At 42.5% G+C, this 22,400-nt stretch carries 18 protein-coding genes and 3 tRNA genes; 14 read left to right on the forward strand and 7 right to left on the reverse strand.

Going from position 1 to position 22,400, the window contains the following annotated elements:
- Window positions 1–241 precede the first annotated feature (241 nt).
- The 4 genes from BM100_RS13360 to fliD form a co-directional block, all read right to left on the reverse strand.
- Entirely contained in the window at window positions 242–979 is a 738-nt protein-coding gene (locus BM100_RS13360) for a cyclase family protein (RefSeq protein ID WP_092511737.1), read from the reverse strand.
- A 784-nt stretch (window positions 980–1,763) separates the two neighbouring features.
- Window positions 1,764–2,138 carry a flagella biosynthesis regulatory protein FliT gene (gene fliT / locus BM100_RS13365; protein WP_092511739.1) on the reverse strand — a complete coding sequence of 125 codons (375 nt, stop codon included), beginning with the start codon at window positions 2,136–2,138 and terminating at the stop codon, window positions 1,764–1,766.
- Window positions 2,138–2,548, reverse strand: a complete 411-nt coding sequence (gene fliS / locus BM100_RS13370; RefSeq protein WP_086956342.1) for a flagellar export chaperone FliS — start codon at window positions 2,546–2,548, stop codon at window positions 2,138–2,140. The genes fliT and fliS overlap by 1 nt, the downstream gene beginning before the upstream one ends.
- Before the next feature lie 11 nt (window positions 2,549–2,559).
- Window positions 2,560–4,035, reverse strand: a complete 1,476-nt coding sequence (fliD, locus tag BM100_RS13375; protein WP_092511741.1) for a flagellar filament capping protein FliD — start codon at window positions 4,033–4,035, stop codon at window positions 2,560–2,562.
- Between the two features lie 497 nt (window positions 4,036–4,532).
- Here fliD and BM100_RS13380 point away from each other — a divergent pair, with 497 nt between their 5' ends.
- The 3 genes from BM100_RS13380 to fliZ all read left to right on the forward strand — a co-directional run bounded on the left by BM100_RS13380 (window position 4,533) and on the right by fliZ (window position 7,060).
- Window positions 4,533–5,501 (forward strand): flagellin N-terminal helical domain-containing protein, encoded by a 969-nt coding sequence (locus tag BM100_RS13380; protein ID WP_092511743.1) that lies wholly within the window; start codon window positions 4,533–4,535, stop codon window positions 5,499–5,501.
- Between the two features lie 264 nt (window positions 5,502–5,765).
- Window positions 5,766–6,488 (forward strand): RNA polymerase sigma factor FliA, encoded by a 723-nt coding sequence (locus BM100_RS13385; RefSeq protein ID WP_092511745.1) that lies wholly within the window; start codon window positions 5,766–5,768, stop codon window positions 6,486–6,488.
- A gap of 59 nt (window positions 6,489–6,547) precedes the next feature.
- Complete coding sequence (fliZ, locus tag BM100_RS13390; RefSeq protein ID WP_092511747.1) at window positions 6,548–7,060, forward strand: flagella biosynthesis regulatory protein FliZ; 513 nt, start codon at window positions 6,548–6,550, stop codon at window positions 7,058–7,060.
- Window positions 7,061–7,319: 259 nt separating this feature from the next.
- Here fliZ and putA read toward each other — a convergent pair whose 3' ends face one another.
- On the reverse strand, window positions 7,320–11,300 hold the full coding sequence (putA, locus tag BM100_RS13400) for a trifunctional transcriptional regulator/proline dehydrogenase/L-glutamate gamma-semialdehyde dehydrogenase (protein WP_092511751.1): 3,981 nt from the start codon (window positions 11,298–11,300) through the stop codon (window positions 7,320–7,322).
- 598 nt (window positions 11,301–11,898) lie between these two features.
- Here putA and putP point away from each other — a divergent pair.
- A complete protein-coding gene (gene putP / locus BM100_RS13405) occupies window positions 11,899–13,383 on the forward strand; it encodes a sodium/proline symporter PutP (protein ID WP_092511753.1) in 1,485 nt (494 codons plus the stop codon).
- An 87-nt stretch (window positions 13,384–13,470) separates the two neighbouring features.
- Here the strand turns inward: putP and BM100_RS13410 are convergent, their stop codons facing one another.
- Window positions 13,471–13,992 carry a DUF6622 family protein gene (locus BM100_RS13410; RefSeq protein ID WP_244590653.1) on the reverse strand — a complete coding sequence of 174 codons (522 nt, stop codon included), beginning with the start codon at window positions 13,990–13,992 and terminating at the stop codon, window positions 13,471–13,473.
- 201 nt (window positions 13,993–14,193) lie between these two features.
- Complete coding sequence (locus tag BM100_RS13415) at window positions 14,194–14,862, reverse strand: LuxR C-terminal-related transcriptional regulator (RefSeq protein ID WP_092511755.1); 669 nt, start codon at window positions 14,860–14,862, stop codon at window positions 14,194–14,196.
- A 406-nt stretch (window positions 14,863–15,268) separates the two neighbouring features.
- Here BM100_RS13415 and BM100_RS13420 point away from each other — a divergent pair, with 406 nt between their 5' ends.
- From BM100_RS13420 to BM100_RS13465, 10 genes are all read left to right on the forward strand, one after another.
- Window positions 15,269–16,762, forward strand: a complete 1,494-nt coding sequence (locus tag BM100_RS13420; protein ID WP_092511757.1) for an APC family permease — start codon at window positions 15,269–15,271, stop codon at window positions 16,760–16,762.
- Window positions 16,737–17,339 (forward strand): DUF3156 family protein, encoded by a 603-nt coding sequence (locus BM100_RS13425; RefSeq protein ID WP_092511759.1) that lies wholly within the window; start codon window positions 16,737–16,739, stop codon window positions 17,337–17,339. Before BM100_RS13420 ends, BM100_RS13425 begins: the two co-directional genes overlap by 26 nt.
- A 236-nt stretch (window positions 17,340–17,575) precedes the next feature.
- Entirely contained in the window at window positions 17,576–17,938 is a 363-nt protein-coding gene (locus BM100_RS13430) for a hypothetical protein (RefSeq protein WP_092511761.1), read from the forward strand.
- Window positions 17,935–18,339 (forward strand): GFA family protein, encoded by a 405-nt coding sequence (locus BM100_RS13435; protein WP_420855323.1) that lies wholly within the window; start codon window positions 17,935–17,937, stop codon window positions 18,337–18,339. Before BM100_RS13430 ends, BM100_RS13435 begins: the two co-directional genes overlap by 4 nt.
- Window positions 18,340–18,796: 457 nt before the next feature.
- Window positions 18,797–19,456 (forward strand): UvrY/SirA/GacA family response regulator transcription factor, encoded by a 660-nt coding sequence (gene uvrY / locus BM100_RS13440; protein ID WP_092511765.1) that lies wholly within the window; start codon window positions 18,797–18,799, stop codon window positions 19,454–19,456.
- A 23-nt stretch (window positions 19,457–19,479) separates the two neighbouring features.
- Entirely contained in the window at window positions 19,480–21,312 is a 1,833-nt protein-coding gene (gene uvrC / locus BM100_RS13445; RefSeq protein WP_092511767.1) for an excinuclease ABC subunit UvrC, read from the forward strand.
- Window positions 21,313–21,368: 56 nt separating this feature from the next.
- Window positions 21,369–21,917, forward strand: a complete 549-nt coding sequence (gene pgsA, locus BM100_RS13450) for a CDP-diacylglycerol--glycerol-3-phosphate 3-phosphatidyltransferase (RefSeq protein WP_092511769.1) — start codon at window positions 21,369–21,371, stop codon at window positions 21,915–21,917.
- A 144-nt stretch (window positions 21,918–22,061) separates the two neighbouring features.
- Window positions 22,062–22,137 (forward strand) — tRNA-Gly (locus BM100_RS13455).
- A 7-nt stretch (window positions 22,138–22,144) separates the two neighbouring features.
- A tRNA-Cys gene (locus BM100_RS13460) sits at window positions 22,145–22,218 on the forward strand.
- Between the two features lie 7 nt (window positions 22,219–22,225).
- A tRNA-Leu gene (locus BM100_RS13465) sits at window positions 22,226–22,312 on the forward strand.
- Window positions 22,313–22,400: the final 88 nt, after the last annotated feature.

A 22,400-nucleotide genomic window follows, 5' to 3' on the forward strand; every position in this document is an offset into this window, starting at 1 on the left:
TTTGATTAATTTATAATGCTATTTATCAATATAAAATATATTTTCTGTTTTTATTATTATGAAACTATAAGTTAGGATTGATTTATTTAATGAAAGTAAAAAAATATAAATAATAAATTAAGAAATGGACTTACTTTGAAATTAAAATGGGTCATATAACTGCCTTTGGCAGTTATATGATTTTTAAGGAATAGAGGTGAAACTATCGATTAACGCCACTATTGATGAATAGTGCTATCGATCACGGAATTATTGCAAAGGAACGTACAGGAAATCCTGACGCATTTTTAGGCTTAGCGGAGATATTGAATATTATCGCTCCACGCGTTGGAACTTGATCCAGATTGGCTAATAATTCTATTTGGTAGGTGTCTTGCGCCAAGACATAATATTCACTTATAAACCCTTTATTCTGTCTTACGTCTTTCGCTGAATCGGTATCAAAGGTTTCATGCCCGATTGCTTTGATTTTTCGTTCTTCAAATAAAAATTTCAAGGCATCGATTCCCCATCCAGGGGTTTGGTTATTGCCTTGTGCATCTTTATTGTTCATTTTTTCCTGAGATGGCCAACGCTTACTCCAATCTGTTCTTAAGGCTACGAAAGTATCAGCCTCAATGATGCCATGTTCAGCTTCAAATTGAAGAATATCGGCTTTAGATAATGAAAAACTGGGATCTTGTTTCGCTCTTGCTGATTGATCAATAACAATCAAAGGTAATGCCAGCTCTTTCAATTCGATTTCATCAAGAGAGCGGGTGTCAGGGACGAAATGGCAGGGGACATCAATATGTGTGCCATATTGCCCGGCAAAGGTGAATTGTTGGGCAAAAAACCCATCTTGGTAATCAAAAAGTGTTTTAAATTCTGCGGGATTAAACATAAAAAAATGGGGAGAGTCTTTGTCAAAACTGTGGGTGAGGTCGATCCATTTTTTTGATTTCAGTATGGTGAATGCTTGTAGGATGTCGTTTGTCATAAGTACCTCATTGCCGGTTTTTTGTGATCAAATATGCATCGTTTTATGTTCGTAATGTGTTTATCAACAATCTATACACTTTGAAGAAAGTTTCACAGTTGTTATCAAACAGGGAAGGATGGAGGCTTAATTTTCAAAGTTAGTATGAATATACGAATGCTCAGTGAATGAATACTATTCTATTGGGATAATTAAAGTGATAATAAAAATTATGGAGGGAGTTCTTATCAGCTAAAGGGATGGGGATTTCGATGGGTTGAGTATAGATCACTTCTTAACCCGATAGTGTTATCGGTAACTTACTTTATCCAGTGCATTTCTGGCGGCAAGTGTTGATAGCGCATTATATAGAGTCTGATATTTACTTCTTTCAATAGCCATAATGAGGCGTTGATACAGTCTGTTATTTCATTTTTGTACAAAAATTCAGATTATCTTCTACTAAAATAAACGCTATTTTGATTGTTAATAATATATAAATAATAATGTAAATTAAGGTATTATTTATTAATATGATAAGAAATTGGATTAACGATAGAATATGATGATTATATCCCCTGTTAATTGCTTAAAGCAGTCACTGTTATTATATGTCGGTTAATTTTTTGTTAAAAAATATAATTAACTCTTCTTGATTGTTTGCAAATTATAAATAAAATAAAGTGCCGGATTAGGCTAATCAAAAAAATGATGGTGACGAATTGACACCACCTGAAATGCAGAAAATGAATGACACCATTATTTAGTGTTGTTATAAATAAAATCGCTGATGCCGTTGTTATTTTTATTTGGGTTCTATCGTTGTTAGCTCCATTTCATAGTCGCTGACAGGGAACTGCCCATAAGTATCATGTAGAAGTTGCTTGCAGCTTTCCTGTTTAATCAGGTCGCTGAGTTCATCTAACCTTTTTTGCAACAATCTCTTAGTTTCTTTTTCATTATCCAAGACAGTTTGCAAAATTTTGGTTAATTGCTGCTGTAATGAAATAGGTGCATCTGAGTTTTCTGATATTAAAGTAACCACCTCTACTGCCTTCAGATAAGTGATTTCCATCTCAACAAGCTCATCCCACTTTCCATTTTTAGCTAAATCAATCATTTGCTCACTTAAACTAAGGATCTGCTGGTAAGCTGACAAAAGATCCATATCATTTTTCATTAAACAATATCCTGACTGGCGTTGTAATGAGGACCTATTTGCCGCCAAGAATCTGAAATCTCGGTGAGTAAATCTATCACTTCGGTAATGGCCTTCTCATCATTGCGTAAATTGGCATGGAGTAGACGGCGGCTCATATAATCATATAAGGCAGAAAGATTTTGCGCAATTTCGCCGCCTTTTTCAAAATCTAATCCTTCTTTGAGACCATTATCAATGATATTGATTGCCTTTGAAATAGCTAACCCTTTTTCTGGAATATTGCCCTGTTGCATCAGAATGATTGCACGACGTAGGGCGCTGAGCGCCCCATTGAACAATATCTGAATCAACTGGTAGGGAGAGGCATTCATAATTTCGCTCTCAAGATCTACTTGAGCATATAACTGGCTTGCCGAACGTTGATACATAATGTCCTTTATTATCTTAAAAGCTGGAATAAGGATGAGCTTGTATTATTTAGTGAGTTAACAAGTTTATCCAATTCAGTAAATTGACGCTTATAGCGCTCCATGGTGGCATCAATATTATCATTCGTCCTTTCAACTTGTTTTTCAATTGTTTTTAGACGTTTGTTGATACCTTCAGTTGCTGTAGCAATAGTTCCTTCGTGACTATCCAGCGTTTTTTTCAATAAATTATAAGTCTGAGTTGCAAAACCGGTTTTTTCACCGTCGCCCATAAAGAAAGCCTTCACATTAGCCGGTTTTTCTTTTAAGTTCTTTTCCAGTTTTTCGTTGCTGATTTCAAGTGTGCCATCTAATTTTTGTTTAATGCCCAATTTATTTAGCGTGGCAATGTCCGCAACATCTTGTGCTGCAAAAATTTGGTGTCTTAACTGGCTCTGAATACCTTTTAATGTACCGTCACCCAGCAGGGCGCCATTGTCTTTTGAAGCCGCTTCACCTTTTCCAACCGGTTTATATTTAGTCAGTGAATCGAAAGTAGTCTGTGCTTCATTATAAGCATCGACCCACTTTTTAATCGCCTCTTTCATGGGTTCGATATCACGGGTAACCACCAATGTTTCGGTTTTTACCACTTCTTTGACGCTTTCTTTTCCATTATCTATAAATTTTTCGGTAGTTTTCTCCGAAACTTTTTTTAGATTCAGGATAACGCCTTCCGGTGCATCTTTTATTTCATTAGTTTGACGTTCAATTTCAACGCCATTAACCGTTAGTTTTGCATTGGCCGCCGCAACTTTCTGTGTCATGACGCCAGCCGCATTTTCATCTTTCGGTGGGTATTCCAGTAATGCATGCAGTTTATCATCGCCCTCAACTTTAATCGTCATCATGGATTTTGTGCCTGCTTTTTTGGAGGTCAAAATCAGATAATTTTTATCATCGCTTGCTTTGATAATGCTGGCGTTAACGTCACCTTCCTGCTTATTGATCGCATCACGAATTTCAATCAGAGAGGTTTGCTCGTCTGTCAGAGAAATTTTCATGAGCCTTTTTTCGCTCTTGCCTTCTTTGTCGCTTGGCTGCTCAATAAGGATAGTACGGCTATTGCCTTGTGCAGGAATATTGCCCAATTTTTCCGTGACACTGGAAACGGCGCTGGTTTGCAAAGATTGAGATTTAGCCAGTTGCTTCACTTCAATCTCATAGTTACCGGGGCTGGCTTTAGAATCCGTGCTTGCGGTAAAGGCTTTATGCTCTTCACTTGTCTTAGTTGTATTGAGCTTATCGAATTTTTTCAGTTCTTCTGATGCTGATTGTAATTTTTCTAAGCTGCCCTTTAACGTACCAAAACCGGTCAGTTTAGCTTTATAACTGGTCTGCTGTTGTGCTAATGGTTCTAAACGTTTTCTTTCTGCTGCCTGAAGTTTATCCAGCAAAGAACCCAAATCCATCCCGGATCCGGCCCCTAATGAGGAAATGCTAGCCATGTTGACTCCTTTATTAGTAAAGCATCACTGGACTTGTTATCGGAATAATTTGCGAAAAGTTTACTGATAAAATGATTTTTTTGATGGATTGAATAGTTGATGAGAACAGGCGCTGTTTGGGTTATCGGTATATCTGCCGTCTTTTATGTTGCCTTTTTGTTGTCTGCGTTCGCTACATTTGTTCATCTCGGTCACCGTTTTTATCAATATACGGTTATCTATGCTCCCAGTAATTATTGAGAGGCTCCAGCCTTTCACCGGAGGCCAGCCTTTGGTTAGGAAAATTCGTTCCCGACGAATTTGTCACTCACTTACCGCCGTGATCAAACCAAAAATACATAGTTAATACAATGAGTAAGAAAAAAAATGAAAACTTTTTTCAAGAAACATTAAAGGTTTTTTTTGAGGGGTCGATAAAACTGTTGGCGGTGATGAACACCGTGGGCAAATAAGCTCAAACTAATTATATCGACTTGATTTTAAAAAGGAACTCTACTATGGCATCAGTAATCAATACCAACTATTCAGCTCTGCTGGCTCAGAACAACCTGACTAAATCTAAAGGTGTTTTAGGTTCTGCTATTGAGCGCCTGTCTTCTGGTTTACGTATTAACAGCGCGAAGGATGACGCCGCTGGTCAAGCGATTGCTAACCGTTTCACTGCTAACGTTAAAGGTCTGACTCAGGCTGCACGTAACGCAAACGACGGTATCTCCATTGCTCAGACTACCGAAGGTGCTCTGAACGAAATCAACAACAACTTGCAACGTATCCGTGAACTGACTGTTCAGTCTCAGAATGGCAGCAACTCTGCAAAAGACCTGACTTCTATCCAGAAAGAAGTTCAACAGCGTATGGATGAAATTAACCGTATTTCAGATCAAACTCAGTTCAACAATGTACGTGTGTTGCAAGATGGTGTTCAGGGTATGTCTATTCAGGTTGGTGCGAATGACGGTGAAACCATCGACATTAAATTAGAAGCTATTAATACTAATAAATTGAACTTAGACAATTTCTCTGTAGAGACTGAGACAGCTGAAGCTAAGACAGTAAAAGAGAAGCAAGAAAAAGTAGCTGCTGCTGAAAAAACACTAGCAGAAGCAGCTGATGATACCGCTAAAACTACTGCAAAAGAAACTCTTAAAGCAGCAAACGAGGAACTAAAAACCGCAAAAGAAGCGTATGCAGAAAAAGGCCCACTGGCTAGCTTAGATAAAGCTCTGGATAAAGTCGACAGCCTGCGCAGCTCCTTGGGTGCGGTTCAGAACCGTCTGGAATCCACTGTTAACAACCTGAACAACACGGTTAACAACCTGAGCGCTGCTCGTAGCCGTATCGAAGATGCTGACTACGCGGTTGAAGTGTCTAACATGAGCCGTGGCCAGATCCTGCAACAGGCTGGTACTTCTGTTCTGGCTCAGGCTAACCAGGGACCACAAACTGTTCTGTCTCTGCTGCGTTAATTTTTATTTCTCAGTTGAGCATTTATGCAGTGCAACCTGCATAAACAACGCTTATAAAATAAGGATCGGCTTGCCGATCCTTATTTTTTAGCCATTTTATGGCGATTGTCAGGGACAGTCTGAAACTTGCAACGCACTCAGGCGGACATTAAAAAATTTCGCATAGGTGAAAAAGAAGCGCTTTTACTTCATTGTTCAAACGATTGTACCGGTTAGGTGATTGGATAATGGTATCCAGTCTCTTATCCAAAGGTGTCTGTTGTTGTGAGCGATTTGTATACCGCCGAAGGCGTGATGGACAAAAATAGCCTCTGGAAGCGCTATGTACCACTAGTTCGCCATGAAGCCCTGAGGCTACAGGTCAGGTTACCTGCCAGTGTAGAACTCGATGATTTGCTTCAGGCCGGTGGCATAGGCTTGCTGAATGCAGTGGAACGTTTCGATTCCATGCAGGGAACCGCGTTTACCACATATGCGGTACAGCGCATCAGAGGTGCAATGTTGGATGAGTTGAGGAGCCGAGATTGGGCTCCGCGTAGTGTGCGGCGTAATGCACGGGAAGTCACGCAAACCATCCGTAAACTTGAGCAAGAGTTAGGCCGTCCAGCCAGTGAGCAGGAAGTTGCTAAAGAATTAAAGATTAATCTGATAGAATATCGGCAAATACTGTTAGACACAAATAACAGTCAACTGTTTTCTTATGACGAATGGCACGAAATTCACGGTGAAAATTGTGAACCAGTAATTGAGGAAGAGCATGAGACAAATCCTCTCCAACGGTTACTGGAAGGTGATCTTCGTCAACGGGTAATTGATGTTATTGAGTCATTGCCTGAACGGGAAAAAATGGTTCTTACGCTGTACTATCAGGAAGAACTAAATCTTAAAGAGATCGGCGCAGTACTTAACGTGGGAGAATCCCGCGTAAGTCAGCTTCACAGCCAAGCGATAAAAAGGCTGAAAGCACGCTTGAATCCAGAGAAGTAACTTTTTGCTTATTTGTTTTTTTGTTAAGACTATAGACTATACACAGGGCTTTATCTCTTATGTCTGTTACAACACAAAAGAAACGGCCTCTTAGCCGTTATATCAAGGACTATAAACATAGTCAGACTCATTGTTTGCATTGTCATAAAACACTAGACCGTATTTCACTTGTTTTTAACGGTCAGGTCATCAATAAAGAAGCGATTTCTGAGATGACTGAATTAGTGGATGACAAGACTTGGAGTGAGTTACAGGGTAAATTCGTGGCGCTGTGCCGCTTTTGTAGTGAAATTTATTGTAATAGCCAAACTGATTATTTCGACATTATGTCATTTAAGCAGTATTTGTTTGAACAAACGGAGATGAGCCATAGTACAGTACGTGAGTATGTGGTTCGTTTAAGACGCTTGGATGAATTACTGACTTCAAGTAATTATCCGGCCAATGAGTTTACGCCAGAAAAAATTCAGGAACAACTCAGCGAGAAATTATCCCAATCAGCTTTCAGTAATTACAATATTGCACTGCGTAAGTATGAGCAATACCTGAGCTGGCAACAAGGCAGCCATTAATTAACTGCGCTGACATATTGCGTTAATTGGATTGAAAAGATTCGAGAGGGGAATACTGCTTTGCCGTATTCCCCTCTCTGTATTATACACTTCGTCTTTCAAACTGCCTCTTTCAAACTGCCTCTTTCAAACTGCCTCTTTGTTGGTTGCACTCGCCCGCCCCGGTCACATAGTTATCTATGCTCCCGAGGACGTTCTCCCTTGCCGCCGCGATGCAATTTGAAATCCATTGCGCGTATAGTTGTCATACTGACAGAAATTAACCAATCGTCATCAGGCTGGCATTACCGCCCGCTGCTGCAGTATTGACACTTAATGAGCGTTCATGCAGCAAGCGCTCCAGCAACAGATTGGTTTCACCACGGGCAAATCCCTGTACGGAGATAATTGGCCCAGTCCGCTGTGCTATTGCATGGCAAACATGGCGCAATTGATCACAATCACCGTGATAAATAACCGCTTCCATCGCTGTTTCACTATTCTGCCAATCACTCACCCAATGAATATGCTGGCGAATTTCATCCGGTAATTGGCGTTGTAAGCCTTGATGCAATTCATCTTTTTCCCAAAGAGCCTGACAACCGACGGAAAGTACGGCCGCCAATTGCACCAGCACATCCTGTTCATTATCAGCCAGACACAGAACTTGGCCACGAGGCAGCAGGGTATAAGTATTGCGCTCTCCGGTTGGCCCCGGTAGCAAGCGAATCGTTCCTCCTTGGGCTAATAAGCTGTATTCCTGAATAATTTTTCTCAATGCTTCATTATTCTGTGCAGCAGCCCAATCCGCAAATTTGTAGAGAGGGGTGTGGAGGGCAACGCGCATTTTGGCGTCAAGTTCGTATTCTGAATCTTGGCGCTCCAGTGTTTGTGCCGCGGCATTGATCGGGCGTTGTGACAGCAGACGATACAGGTACAAAGGACCGCCGGCTTTTGGCCCTGTGCCGGAAAGACCTTCACCGCCAAATGGCTGTACGCCAACGACCGCACCAACCATGTTGCGGTTGACATATAAATTGCCGACTTTAGCTTTGCTGGTAACTTGTGCGATGGTTTCATCAATGCGGGTATGAACCCCTAACGTTAAGCCATAACCGGAAGCATTAATTTGTTCCAGCAAGTTATCCAATTCATTGCGTTTGAAACGTACAACATGCAAAACAGGGCCGAAAATTTCTTTCTTCAATTCGTCAAAACTGTCCAGCTCAATCAACGTTGGTTTGACAAAAGTACCTTGCGATGATTCCTGATTGTCAGCGGCGTTTTCATGTGCTGCCTGATAAACCGTACGGCCTTTTGTACGCATGGCCTGAATATGGCGATCAATGCCTGCTTTCGCTTCTGCGTCAATGACCGGGCCGATATCTGTGGATAAATGCTCTGGGTTGCCCATTCGGCATTCAGCCATTGCGCCTTTCAGCATGGCGATTGTTCTTTCTGCGACATCTTCCTGAACACACAGAATACGCAGGGCAGAACAACGTTGACCGGCGCTGTCGAAAGCAGAGGCAACGACATCCGTGACAACTTGTTCGGTCAATGCAGAGGAGTCAACAATCATGGCATTCAAGCCGCCGGTTTCTGCGACCAACGGTGTTGGGCGACCCTGTGCATCAAGGCGGCCGGCAATGTTGCGTTGCAGCAGGGCGGCAACTGCGGTGGAGCCGGTAAACATCACGCCGCGTACACGCTCATCTCTGGTCAATGAAGCACCGACAGTTTCCCCTTGTCCGGGCAATAATTGCAGCACATCACGGGGAATACCTGCCTGATGCAACATTTTCACGGCAACAGCCGCTATCAGGGGAGTTTGCTCCGCGGGTTTTGCCAGAACACTATTGCCTGCCGCCAATGCAGCAGCAATTTGGCCCGTGAAAATCGCCAGAGGGAAGTTCCATGGGCTAATGCAAACCACAGGCCCCAATGGACGATGGGTATCGTTGGCAAAATCCTGACGTACTTGATCTGCGTAATAATAGAGGAAATCTACCGCTTCACGTACTTCAGCAATCGCATTGTTGAATGTTTTTCCCGCTTCACGTACCAGAATGCCAAGTAGAGATTGCAGGTTATTTTCCATTAAATCTGCTGCGCGCACCAAAATGGCCGCCCGCTCGGATGGGGGAGTGGAGAACCAAATTGCGCCGGCGTCAGTGGCTGCATTCAGTGCATGGCTGACTTCTGGCTCAGTGGTTTCGCGGACATACCCCACAATATCTGAAGATCTGGCTGGGTTAGTGACAGCGATGGCGGCAGGTAATTCTCCGGCATGCTGATAATTGCCACCCAATAAAGGCTCGCTGCTCCATGTTTCCATTGAAGAGCTGAGCAGGGCACTGGAAAGGGAAGCCAGTCGATGCTCATTGGAGAGGTCAAGGCCCGATGAGTTCACGCGATTTTTGCCATATAGCTCGCGGGGCAGAGGGATCTTGGGATGTGGCAGGCCAATCTGTCCTTCGGTTTGAGCCAAATCTTGGACGACTTTTACCGGATCAGCGACCAGTTCATCAATTGGCAGGGAAGTATCGGCAATGCGATTGACAAATGAGGTATTAGCGCCATTTTCCAGCAAGCGGCGTACCAGATAGGCCAAAAGCGTTTCGTGTGTCCCTACGGGCGCATAAATGCGGCATGGGCGGTTGAGCTTTCCGTCAGCAATCTTACCGACGACCTGCTCATAAAGCGGTTCTCCCATTCCATGCAAGCACTGGAATTCATATTGCCCCGGATAATAGTTCTGCCCGGCCAGATGATAAATCGCAGACAAAGTATGAGCGTTGTGGGTCGCAAACTGCGGGTAGATCAAGTTTGGCACGGAAAGCAGTTTACGGGCGCAGGCGATATAAGAAACGTCGGTATAGACCTTGCGGGTGTATACCGGATAGCCTTCCAGCCCATCAATTTGGGCGCGTTTGATTTCGCTATCCCAGTAGGCACCTTTTACCAGACGGATCATCAACCTATGGCGACTGCGCTGGGCTAAATCAATGATGCTGTCAATGACGAAAGGACAGCGCTTCTGGTAAGCCTGAATCACAAAACCGATGCCGTTCCAGCCTTCTAATTTTGGCTCGAAACACAATTTCTCCAGCAGGTCGAGAGAAATCTCAAGGCGGTCGGCTTCTTCCGCATCAATGTTGATGCCGACATCATACTGGCGGGCCTGCAATGTCAGGGAGAGCAGGCGCGGATAGAGTTCATCCATCACGCGTTCGTATTGGGCGCGGCTATAACGTGGATGCAGGGCTGAAAGTTTGATGGAAATACCCGGCCCTTCATAAATGCCGCGGCCGTTTGATGCCTTGCCAATCGCGTGGATCGCTTGTTGATATGAAACCATGTAGGCTTGCGCATCTTCTTCGGTTAGCGCGGCTTCACCGAGCATATCGTAAGAGTAGCGGAAACCTTTTTCTTCCAGTTTGCGGGCATTGGCAAGTGCCTGAGCAATGGTTTCGCCTGTAACAAATTGCTCTCCCATCAGGCGCATTGCCATATCCACGCCTTTGCGCACCAATGGCTCGCCGCTCTTGCTGATAATGCGATTCAATGACTTGGATAGTTTGGCTTCATTGTGGGTGGATACCAACTTACCGGTAAACAGTAATCCCCATGTCGCGGCGTTAACAAACATGGAAGGGCTTTGCCCCAAATGGGAGTGCCAATTGCCGTTGCTGATTTTGTCGCGTATCAGCGCATCGCGGGTGGCTTTATCCGGTATGCGCAATAGGGCTTCGGCAAGGCACATCAGCGCCACACCTTCTTGTGAAGAGAGCGAAAACTCCTGCAATAATCCTTGTACCAATCCGGCACGGCCGATGCCTTGTTTTTGTTGGCGCAGTTTTTCGGCAATGGAATATGCAAGTTTATGGGTTGCTTTAGCCTGTTCTTCTGAAAGCTGCGCGCGTTGCAGCAACATAGGAACAACCTGTGTTTCGGGTAGACGATAGGCGGAAGTAATTGCGGAACGATTCACCGATTGGGGTAAAATTTGCTCGGCAAAATCCAGAAATGGTTGATAAGGTGCCTCAATTTGTGATTCTTCTTCGGAAATCTTTTCTTCTTTGCTATCCTGCCCCGCTGGTATTTCTGGGATCTTGCCCTCATTTTCCAGACGTTCAAGATAATTGAAGATGGCTTGCTTAATCAGCCAGTGTGGTGTGCGTTCAATTCGTTGTGCAGCAGCTTTGATACGATTACGCGTTGCTTCATCGAGCTTCACGCCCATAGTGGTACTACCCATTCTCACTCCTTAATAGGTATGACTTAACCAAGTTGTATACAATATCTGCCATGTTGCAACTTTGTGCAACTTTGTTAAAAGCTGCCGTTTAAAATTTGTGAATCTAATCTTGTTTTTATATTAATTTGATAAATGTTATGAGCTAATTAGCATTTATCCAATTGATATATAATAAATTTATTTTAACGTTCATGAACGTTAGGTATAACTGGTTATTTATTGAGAGGTGCAACTTATCGAAGGATAAATGTGATTCGGCAGGCGTTTTTCATAAAAATCTGAGTTAATTTGTTGTTAAAAATGTTTTAACTAAACTAGGATAGAATGTAATTTTTAAATAATTACTAACATAAATAATATACATGAAAACTAATGCTATTTCAGGGTGCAACTGTCTACCTTCCGATCAAAAGCGAGTGATTTAAAGGTAGTTGCTCGAAGGCAATCGCTCAAAGACAGTTGCTCAACGGCAGGTTGGTAAAAAGTAGCCTGTTTAAAGCGCTTATTAAGTATAGATAGCATTATTTACGCAAATGAAGCATTTGCAACCACATGATTTAAAATACGATTTACAAAAACACTATGGAGAAGAACCTGCATGACAGTAAATTCACCCATGCTCATTACTTTCATTATCTATATCGCAGGAATGTTGCTGATAGGCTTTATGGCTTATCGCTCCACCAAAAATTTTGATGACTACATATTAGGTGGCCGGCGATTGGGCAGTGTGGTAACAGCATTATCTGCTGGCGCTTCCGATATGAGTGGCTGGTTATTGATGGGACTGCCGGGAGCGATTTTTTTCTCCGGTATTTCAGAAGGTTGGATCGCATTGGGCCTGCTGATGGGCGCGTATCTGAACTGGCGATGGGTTGCAGGCAGATTGCGTGTGCATACTGAAGTCAGTAATAACGCCTTGACATTGCCGGATTATTTTACGCATCGCTTTGAAGACAAAAGTAAAGTCCTGCGCATTATTTCCGCATTGGTTATCTTGGTTTTCTTTACTATCTATTGTGCATCAGGTGTTGTTGCTGGTGGTTTGTTATTTGAAAACACTTTCGGCATCAGCTATGAAAAAGCGATTTGGCTGGGCGCATTGGCAACGATTGCTTATACCTTCCTTGGTGGGTTTCTTGCTGTAAGCTGGACAGATACAGTACAGGCGACGTTGATGATTTTCGCGCTGATCATGGTGCCTGTGCTTATCCTATTTAAAATAGGCGGTGTTGACACTGCTGTCAGCATTATCGAAGCAAAAAATCCCGCATACCTAGATATGTTCAAGAACCTGAACATCATTGCCATTGTTTCTCTGTTGGGATGGGGCTTCGGCTATTTTGGCCAGCCACATATTCTGGCTCGCTTTATGGCGGCAGATTCACATCAAACTATCCATAAAGCTCGCCGTATCAGTATGACATGGATGTTATTGTGTCTTGTTGGGACTGTATCTGTTGGCTTCTTTGGTATCGCCTATTTTGACATGTACCCTGAACAAGCGGGTCCGGTCATGGAAAACCGTGAGCGTATTTTCATGGAATTGGGCATACTGCTGTTCAATCCGTGGATCACGGGAATCTTATTGTCGGCCGTTCTGGCTGCGGTGATGAGTACACTGAGCTGTCAGTTGTTGGTTTGTTCCAGTGCACTGACCGAAGATTTTTATAAAGCATTTATACGTACGAAAGCCAGCCAGAAAGAATTGGTATGGGTTGGCCGTATGATGGTCTTGCTGGTGGCAATCATTGCAATTGTGATCGCAACTAACCCGAATAATAAAGTATTGGGGCTGGTAAGTAATGCTTGGGCAGGATTCGGTGCTGCATTTGGTCCAGTAGTGCTGATTTCCGTGCTCTGGAAACGAATGACCCGCAATGGCGCGTTGGCAGGTATGCTGGTTGGTGCCATCACCGTACTGGTATGGATGGAATACCGCTGGTTTGAACTGTACGAAATTATTCCGGGCTTTATCTTCGCGACCATCGCCATTGTGGTAGTTAGCTTGTTAGGCAAAGAGCCTAGCAAAGCGACACAACAGCGCTTTGAAGAAGCAGAAGCGCACTATAAGACCAAATAATTTCGTAAAATCAAATAACTCAATAAAATAAATAGATAAAAAAGCCAAAAGCCTCTGATTGTTTCAGAGGCTTTTCCATTCAGACAATCAAATCTTGTTTTTATTCTTGTACCACGGGATAAAAAGATTGAGCATACCTCCCCAAAGAACACCATCAAGAATGCCGCTGAATAGGCCGAAAAACAGATTATAGTGTAATGAATGCACTAATGTTGGGTTGATGCTCAACATGGCGGTCATTATGAATTTGCTGGCAAAAGTCACTAAAATCAGCACTAATGTCAGCGGTGTTCCTGGCCGAATAATCAAGTTGCTGTCAGGTTTACTTTTTAACCTGGGTTGTGATTTCCACATTAGCCAGCCAATAGCGATACCCAAAATCAAGCCTATTCCAAACATCATCAATGCTACATTTGAGAAATAAGTCTCAGTGATAACACTATGTACGCCCCAAATTAAAAAGATCATTGGTAGTAAGAAAAGGCGCTCTGTTCGCATTTCACGGTCAGACAGAGCTTTAATTCCTCTCATCACAAGGAATACAAGCAAAGCCCATACCCAGACGGGGGTGTCTTTTATTATGCTGCTAACTGACATGACATTGTTCATCAAAACTCCTCGGGTTAGAAATCCTTAATGCAGGCGACACGAGTATTTTGTGATATTGCTTCTATCATTATTGTCAATGACAGTTATTTTCTCCAAGATTTAGCTTAATAACCGCCTTCCTTAAAATCGGCAGTACAATTCAATTAAAAATTGAAGTTACAGAAAATCCAGTTTAGAAAAAGATTGGCATAGCATGATGTATTAACATGCCTTGTCTTTACGAATAATAAAGCCAGAAGAGACTAATTCTGTCCGGTTGGTGACATCAGCTTTAGTAAATATATTACGAAGGTGGGTCTTCACCGTGGATAAGGAAACGCCGAGTAACTGTGCAATGCGCTTATTACTTGATCCTTCCCTAACCAGATGAATAACTTCTTGTTCTTTGGGCGTAAAAGACATTAATGAATCCGGGATAATATCGAATGTCATCAATTCAGCAACCGGAATAATGGCATTTAACCGCATGATTTCTTGATGCTGAAAGGGAACATCCCTCATCACGGAGATACCGGCAATAATTTTATTTCTGCGACGAATAAATATCTCGGCCATATCGGTTAGATTATTCGGCTGCATGAAATCATGATAAAAGCGTTGATCACGCTCTTTCATGTTATGGTTCATGCTGATTATTTTCTGTTCATCATGTTTGAAATTGTCCGGCCGCAATGGATCTAACTGTGTGAAATGTTCCAGATAAGCCTGATGCATCGGCAAGGGGATGCCATACAGGACATGGTGATTGGGTTGCCATAGTTCATTTACAAGATAATAAACGGCAGCCGAAATAGGAATAATATGGGCGATTGTATCCAAACAACAATTAATCAAGGTACGTTGATGATAGCTGAAAGGTGGTGTACTCATTGGCTTATCCTATCTGATACAACCCTTGTATTTATCATGCCCTTTCTTTGCGTCAATACAAAAAATACATGTTAATAGTGTGATGTTTGTTGCATTATTTTAAATGAATTTAAATCAATTAACATGTTGATGAATATGATTTTGTACATAATGAATTCAATTTATTAATAAGTTAATAACTATGGATTTCATTACCACTTGATATTCTTTAATTTGTGGTATTTTTTATTGTGTCTTCCGGTACTTTTCGGCAGCGGTTAAAGCCTTACTCTTCATATGGCTATCGTTCTTTAGAACGATGGCGGCTCTTTTACTCTTATTTCTATAGTTAGAAGACAGTCGACTTCTTATTTACAAGAAATAAACAAATAAATCGGTTATATGCAGGGTAAAAGAGGGAAGAAAAATGAATATATCCTCAAAATTAACATCACATATTGAAAAGGGTAAGGTCGGTTTTCCGACAACCATTGCCAGCTCTGTCGGGGTGATAATGGCAAGCCCGGTCATTTTAACGGTGACCAGTGGGTTTGGGATCGGTGGTGATACTTTTGCTTTAGCAGTATTGCTCAGCTTTATCATGATGCAGGCACAATTGACCACGTTTTCGGAAGCTGCCGCCATTCTGCCGACTTCTGGCTCAGTGTACGATTATATTTCTTGTGGCATGGGGCGCTTTTGGGCGATCACGGGGGCGCTATCCGCTTATTTGGTTGTACATGTTTTTGCGGGCACGGCGGAAACCATTCTGTCGGGGGTGATGGCACTGGTTAACTTCGATGGGCTGAATGCCGTGATGGAAAGTAATAATGCCTCATGGATGGTTGGCGTTGGGCTGGTGATTATTTTCGGATTACTTAATGCTTTTGGCATTGAGATATTCGGCAAGGTTGAGATAGTTCTGACTTTTGCGATGTGGAGTACGCTGGTTATATTCAGCTTGTGTGGTTTGCTGATGCCATTTCACGCGCCTGCGGAAGGATGGTTTGGCCAAGCACTGAATGTTTCCGATCCGACAACGGTGTTGAGCCTGATTGGCATGGCAATGTTTATGTTTGTCGGTTGTGAATTAGTGACGCCGATGGCGCCTGAAATAAAAAACTCAGCCAGAGTTATCCCGCGGGCGATGGCGCTCGGATTGTGCGGTGTAGCGTTCTGTATGTTTATGTATGGTGCGGCGATGACCCATCAGGTAGAGAACGTGATTGTCGATCCGGAAAATAATGTCAGCCTGCTTGAAACACCGATGGCAATCCCTGCCTTTGCTGGTCAGATAATGGGAGACTTCGGTAAGTACTGGATTGGCATTGGATTGCTGCTGGCAGGTGCTGCTACCATTAATACGCTGATGGCGGCTGTACCCCGTATTTTGTACGGAATGGCGTTGGATGGGGCTTTGCCGCGTATCTTCGCTTATTTGCACCCTCGATTCAAAACGCCGATTTTCGGTATCTTAGTTGCTGTAATGATCCCCTGTATTCATGCTTTTGCCATTCAAGGCGATTTAACGCGTATCATTCCATTGGTTTTGGCGGCAGTATGTTCATGGGGAACCGCCTATTTACTGGTAACAATTTCGGTGATACTGCTGCGTATTCGCCGGCCTGATTTGCATCGAGCCTATAAATCTCCCTTCTTTCCGTTACCGCAGATTATCTCAAGTGTTGGGATTATTTTGGCCATCGTATACATCACTCCCCCAGGAATGGACAAATCTGAGATTTATATTCCTTTCATGATTATGTTAGGGCTGACGGCAAGTTATGCGCTGATATGGACAGTATTTATCCAGAAAGTGAACCCATTTAAACCGGTTAGTGTGGAACAAGTTTTATTGAAAACCTTTTCTGAAACGGAATTAAAGGAGGCGCAACTTGAACCATTACGCAACCTCCCTTAAACGTTCATTTTGGCAGAGAATCAATAAGCCACGTCTGCCCGCCGCTTATCAGGCAGGTCTGACCCTCAACAAGCTGGAGCGAAATCTCCAGCCTTATCCATGCGAATGGGCAGATTCGGGTGAATTACTCGTTTATCCAGAGGGAGAATTGGTAGTCCGTGTATCGGAGCGAGTAAAAACCTTGTTTATGGCGTTTATTGTTTACACGCGTTTTTCCATCGCTGGCACAATCAGCCAGCCGTTGAATGCTGATATTCAGGTAAAAACCGGGGGGACATTGCGTAAAAAACAGATCCGTTTTGTTTCTCAGCAAAAAGAAGGTATGGCATTGATAGCACAATTGGAAAATTATCCAATTATCAGGCAGACATTAGAAGAATTGGATTTCAGGCTGTGTAGTTTAAAGATTACAGATGGGAAATGGCATTGTGAAATCGAGCATTTTGCGGCATCAGAAATGGTCAGCCGCATTCCCGCTACTCGTCGTTATTTACGTTTAACTTCACAACAGCGCCATCGTTTGCTGAGTGCGCTGCATTTGATCGATCAGTTAATGAAAAAACTTTTTCAACAATAATAAGAGTGGGGGGAACGGGTTAATTTATTTTGTTCCTCCATTCGGTTATTTTTAAATAGAAAAATTAGGTTTCAAGTCAACATTTGATCTTATGTTCCGATTTTGCTGGTGGCCAATTTCTTAAAAAAATTATTATATTTGAAATGGTTTTATTTTGTTCAAATAATGATCATTGATAAAAATAAAAACTGGCATACAATCAGCTTGGTAGCTAATTTATTAGTGGAGACCTAAGTATGGAAAAGTTTACTGATAAATTAATTAGCCTAGATCGATTTCTTTTACGGTTACTGCGTTTCTTTTTGCATGCTTTGCTTATTTTTCTGATTGGTATAATTCCAGGCGTATTGGGATTTTTCTTGATTGAAAGCCATGCAATACCTGATGCACTACTGAATTCGGTCTCAATGATTGGAACTCAAACCTTGCATATTGAGCCAGTCAGTACATTGGGAAAATATTTTGCAGCTATTTATGGATTATTCCTTCAAGGCATTTTTTTTATTGCTATTGGAATGGTAGTAACGCCATTTGTCCATAGAATACTGCACAGTTGGCATATTGATGATGACGATGATGAAAAAGAAGAGGAAAAATGATGAATCAAGGGAATTGCTTGTGTGGGGCAGTTGAATTAAAAGTTGATGAAAGCATAGAGAAAATTAATGCATGCCATTGCGGAATATGCCAAAAGTGGGGTGGCGGGCCATATCTCTCTGTGGTGTGTAAGGGGAATGTACAGATAGAAGGCGCTGAGAATATTTCCACCTACTCATCATCAGAATGGGCAGAACGTGCTTTCTGTAAAAAATGCGGCACCCATCTTTTCTATCACTTACATCACCCCAGTACCTATTACGTATCAGTTGCGTTGTTTAAAAACAGTCATGCAAGCGAATTATCACAACAAGTTTTTGTGGATAGTAAACCCAAATATTATAATTTTGTTGAAAAAACCCCAATGCTGACAGAGCAAGATATTCTAAAGTTATTTAAATGATTTCTATAATATGAGGGAAAAACCTCCCTCATATTATACGCATCGTACTTCAAGGTGCATGTATTATCATCCCGCGACGCGGGATGATAATACATTGCTTCCTGAAACTTGGAGTTAATAGGGTATATATGGATTAAACCGGCGCTTAAAAATAATATATTTCCCTATTGTTTTTACCAATATTACGCTGAATTAGTTTCCTATGAAATTTATAATAAATAGAATAGTTAAAATTATTTACTTTATTGATATGTAACAATTTTCTTTCTGTTCTGCCCTAATGTGAGTATAATCCGCTATCTCATCAAAAAGATCTTGCTATCACTAGGGAGAAGAAGCTGTCTTCTTCTGGCTAATCTTATAAAAATCATTAGGATAAACTCAATATATTCTGCTGATTTTAGATCTTGTTAATTTATTATTATTTCAGTGGTTATTACGTTAGTGGAGATGTTGTTTGATTAATGTTTTATTAGTTGATGACCATGAACTGGTTCGCATTGGTGTTAAAGGCATCCTGGATGATGTAAGAGGAATAAAAGTCATAGGAGAGGCCGGGAGTGGAGAAGATGCGGTCAGGTGGTGTAGATCAAACAGCACAGATGTAGTCATTATGGACATGGGAATGCCGGGGATGGGAGGGCTGGAAGCTGCCAAGAAAATCATCCGTTACTCGCCTGACACCAAGGTGATTATGCTGACGATTCATACTGAAAGTTCCTTGCCCACGAAAGTAATGCAAGCAGGGGTCAGGGGATATTTGAGCAAAGCAGCAACGCCTCAGGATATGATTAACGCGATCCGGGCTGTTCAATCAGGGCAACGTTATATCTCGCCAGATATCGCCCAGCAGATGGCACTTAACCAGTTATCACCTCCAAAAGAAAATCCGTTAGATGAACTTTCAGAACGGGAATTGCAAATTATGACCATGATAACTCAAGGCCGTAAAGTTAATGATATTTCTACGCTGCTGAATCTGAGTCCTAAAACAGTGAACAGCTATCGCTATAGAATGTTCAATAAACTAAATATCAAAGGTGATGTAGAATTGACTCATATGGCAATACGCTGTGGTTTGCTTGATGCACAACATATGGTAAATCAAGGTGGATAATAAGATTTAATGGGTGATAAATCGTGGCAGAGCAATTTGATTCAAAGGTGTTTTTGAAAACTGTGACCAGCCAACCCGGTGTTTATCGCATGTATGATACGACGGGTACTGTCATTTATGTCGGTAAGGCCAAAGATCTTAAAAAACGGTTATCCAGCTATTTTCGGGTACAAGTCAACAGCCGCAAGACAGAATCGCTGGTTAAAAGCATTGCCCAGATAGATGTTACAGTGACTCATACTGAGACTGAAGCTCTTCTGCTCGAACATAACTATATTAAACTTTATCAGCCTCGCTACAACGTGTTGTTGAGGGATGATAAATCCTATCCTTATATTTTCTTAAGTGGCGATACCCATCCTCGTTTGGCGTTATATCGTGGCGCCAAACATGCGAAAGGTGAATATTTCGGGCCATTTCCTAATTTACAGGCTGTGCGTGACAGTCTGACGTTATTGCAAAAATTATTCCCCATTCGGCAATGTGAAAATAGTGTGTACCGCAATCGTTCCAGGCCTTGTCTTCAATATCAAATTGGGCGCTGTCTCGCGCCTTGTGTTAAAAGCTATGTGACAGATGAAGATTACCGGCAGCAGGTTGAATATGTTCGCTTATTTTTGGCAGGCAAAGATCAGCAAGTATTAACGGATCTGGTTGTCAAAATGGAAGAGGCAAGCCGAGAACTAAAATTTGAAGACGCTGCCCGTTATCGTGATCAAATTCAAGCAGTCCGGCAAGTAACGGAACGGCAATTTGTTTCCGGCGCCGGAGATGATCTTGATGTTATCAGCGTTGCTTTTGAAGCGGGCATGGCTTGCGTACATGTCTTATTTATTCGTCAGGGGAAAATATTAGGCAGCCGGAGCTATTACCCTAAGATACCGACGGATACGAAATTAGATGAAGTAGTACAGACGTTTCTTGGGCAGTTTTATCTTCAGGGTAGCCAAAGCAGAACATTGCCGTCGGAAATATTGCTGGATTTTGCATTGCCTGAAAAAGAGTTGTTGGAAGAATCACTTTCTGAACTATCCGGCAGGAAAATTCACATTCAGGCACGCCCAAGAGGCGACAGGGCGCGCTACCTTAAATTGGCACGCACTAATGCTGCGACTGCATTAACCACTAAACTCTCTCAACAATCGACAATTCACCAGCGATTGGAAGCACTGGCTGCATTTGTCGGCCTTGAAAAAATTCATCGCATGGAATGTTTCGATATCAGCCATACAATGGGGGAACAAACCGTGGCATCCTGCGTTGTTTTTGACAGTAACGGGCCTGTGCGGACAGAATACCGCCGCTATAACATTTCGGGGATCACGCCGGGGGATGATTATGCGGCAATGAACCAAGTTTTGCGCCGTCGCTATGGCAAAGCCATTGAGGAAACTAAAATACCCGACATCATCTTTATTGATGGTGGTAAAGGGCAACTTGCACAGGCATTTGACGTTTTCGAGAGTTTGGATGTTGAATGGAACAAAAACCAGCCCAAGTTAATTGGTGTTGCGAAAGGCAGTGATCGCAAAGCGGGGCTGGAAACCTTATTTTTTCAGGCAGAAGGAGAGGGATTGGCATTACCCCCGGATTCTCCCGCATTACATGTTATTCAGCACATTCGCGATGAATCACATAATCACGCAATTACAGGGCACCGCCAGCGTCGAGAAAAAGTGAAAAAAACCAGTGCGCTTGAATCAATAGAAGGCATTGGTCCAAAACGTAGGCAAATGTTGCTAAAATACATGGGGGGGTTACAACCCCTACGTAACGCAAGTGTAGAAGAGATCGCAAAAGTACCTTCAATTTCATATGCATTGGCAGAAAAAATCTATAATGCGTTGAAACACTAAGAATATTGATGCACCATACTAATAAACTTTACCTGGCCAGATAGTTACTAAGCATTATGCAATTAAATATACCAACATGGCTTACCTTATTTCGTATTGCCTTAATCCCGTTCTTCGTTCTGGCATTTTACCTGCCGTTCCAATGGGCACCGATGTTATGTGCTGCGATTTTTGTTATTGCGGCTGCAACAGATTGGTTTGATGGTTTCCTTGCCCGCTTATGGAAACAGACAACGCGGTTTGGCGCGTTTCTTGATCCAGTTGCGGATAAGATCATGGTTTCTACCGCACTGGTATTGATAGCAGAGCACTACCATTCGTGGTGGATTACATTGCCTGCTGCAATAATGATAGCGCGTGAAATCATCATCTCCTCCCTGCGTGAATGGATGGCGGGGTTAGGAAAACGCAGTAGTGTCGCTGTTTCTTGGATGGGGAAAATAAAAACGACAGCGCAAATGGCATCATTGGTTGGCTTACTGTGGCGCCCTTGTACCGAATTTGAAGTTGGTGGATTCATCCTATTATACGTTGCTGCAGTACTGACACTTTGGTCCATGTTTCAATATTTGAGCGCTGCATGGGGTGATTTGCGTGAAGGTTGATCGAAATGACGTAAAAATCACCGAACGAACGGATTTTATAAATAATTGTGTTGACTCATTTCGTGAAATAAGTAGAATGCAACGCATCGAACGGCACATGAGGTTTACGAAGTAAGTTAAGTAAATCAACAAGTTCGAAGTGATGCGGGAATAGCTCAGTTGGTAGAGCACGACCTTGCCAAGGTCGGGGTCGCGAGTTCGAGTCTCGTTTCCCGCTCCAAAATAAAGGCGCGTTGGCAGAGTGGCCATGCAGCGGATTGCAAATCCGTCAACCTCGGTTCGACTCCGGGACGCGCCTCCAGATTCAAGCCCAGGTGGTGAAATCGGTAGACACAAGGGATTTAAAATCCCTCGGCTGTAAGGCTGTGCGGGTTCAAGTCCCGCCCTGGGCACCATATAAAAATCTGCGGTAATACAGCAGGTTAGGGTTAGAAAGAGCCACCTATCAGGTGGCTTTTTTCTTTGATAAAAATCACCTTTCGC

This window comes from Xenorhabdus mauleonii (assembly GCF_900113945.1).
Lineage (GTDB): Bacteria > Pseudomonadota > Gammaproteobacteria > Enterobacterales > Enterobacteriaceae > Xenorhabdus > Xenorhabdus mauleonii.

What these genes read in the sequence shown, in the direction of transcription:
- BM100_RS13420 (WP_092511757.1), top strand. Translation starts at nt 15,269, where the DNA reads ATGAATATATCCTCAAAATTAACATCACATATTGAAAAGGGTAAGGTC.
- putA (WP_092511751.1), bottom strand. Translation starts at nt 11,300, where the DNA reads ATGGGTAGTACCACTATGGGCGTGAAGCTCGATGAAGCAACGCGTAAT.
- fliT (WP_092511739.1), bottom strand. Translation starts at nt 2,138, where the DNA reads ATGAAAAATGATATGGATCTTTTGTCAGCTTACCAGCAGATCCTTAGT.
- putP (WP_092511753.1), top strand. Translation starts at nt 11,899, where the DNA reads ATGACAGTAAATTCACCCATGCTCATTACTTTCATTATCTATATCGCA.
- BM100_RS13410 (WP_244590653.1), bottom strand. Translation starts at nt 13,992, where the DNA reads ATGAACAATGTCATGTCAGTTAGCAGCATAATAAAAGACACCCCCGTC.
- BM100_RS13435 (WP_420855323.1), top strand. Translation starts at nt 17,935, where the DNA reads ATGATGAATCAAGGGAATTGCTTGTGTGGGGCAGTTGAATTAAAAGTT.
- fliZ (WP_092511747.1), top strand. Translation starts at nt 6,548, where the DNA reads ATGTCTGTTACAACACAAAAGAAACGGCCTCTTAGCCGTTATATCAAG.
- fliS (WP_086956342.1), bottom strand. Translation starts at nt 2,548, where the DNA reads ATGTATCAACGTTCGGCAAGCCAGTTATATGCTCAAGTAGATCTTGAG.
- fliD (WP_092511741.1), bottom strand. Translation starts at nt 4,035, where the DNA reads ATGGCTAGCATTTCCTCATTAGGGGCCGGATCCGGGATGGATTTGGGT.
- BM100_RS13415 (WP_092511755.1), bottom strand. Translation starts at nt 14,862, where the DNA reads ATGAGTACACCACCTTTCAGCTATCATCAACGTACCTTGATTAATTGT.
- BM100_RS13430 (WP_092511761.1), top strand. Translation starts at nt 17,576, where the DNA reads ATGGAAAAGTTTACTGATAAATTAATTAGCCTAGATCGATTTCTTTTA.
- pgsA (WP_092511769.1), top strand. Translation starts at nt 21,369, where the DNA reads ATGCAATTAAATATACCAACATGGCTTACCTTATTTCGTATTGCCTTA.
- BM100_RS13380 (WP_092511743.1), top strand. Translation starts at nt 4,533, where the DNA reads ATGGCATCAGTAATCAATACCAACTATTCAGCTCTGCTGGCTCAGAAC.
- BM100_RS13360 (WP_092511737.1), bottom strand. Translation starts at nt 979, where the DNA reads ATGACAAACGACATCCTACAAGCATTCACCATACTGAAATCAAAAAAA.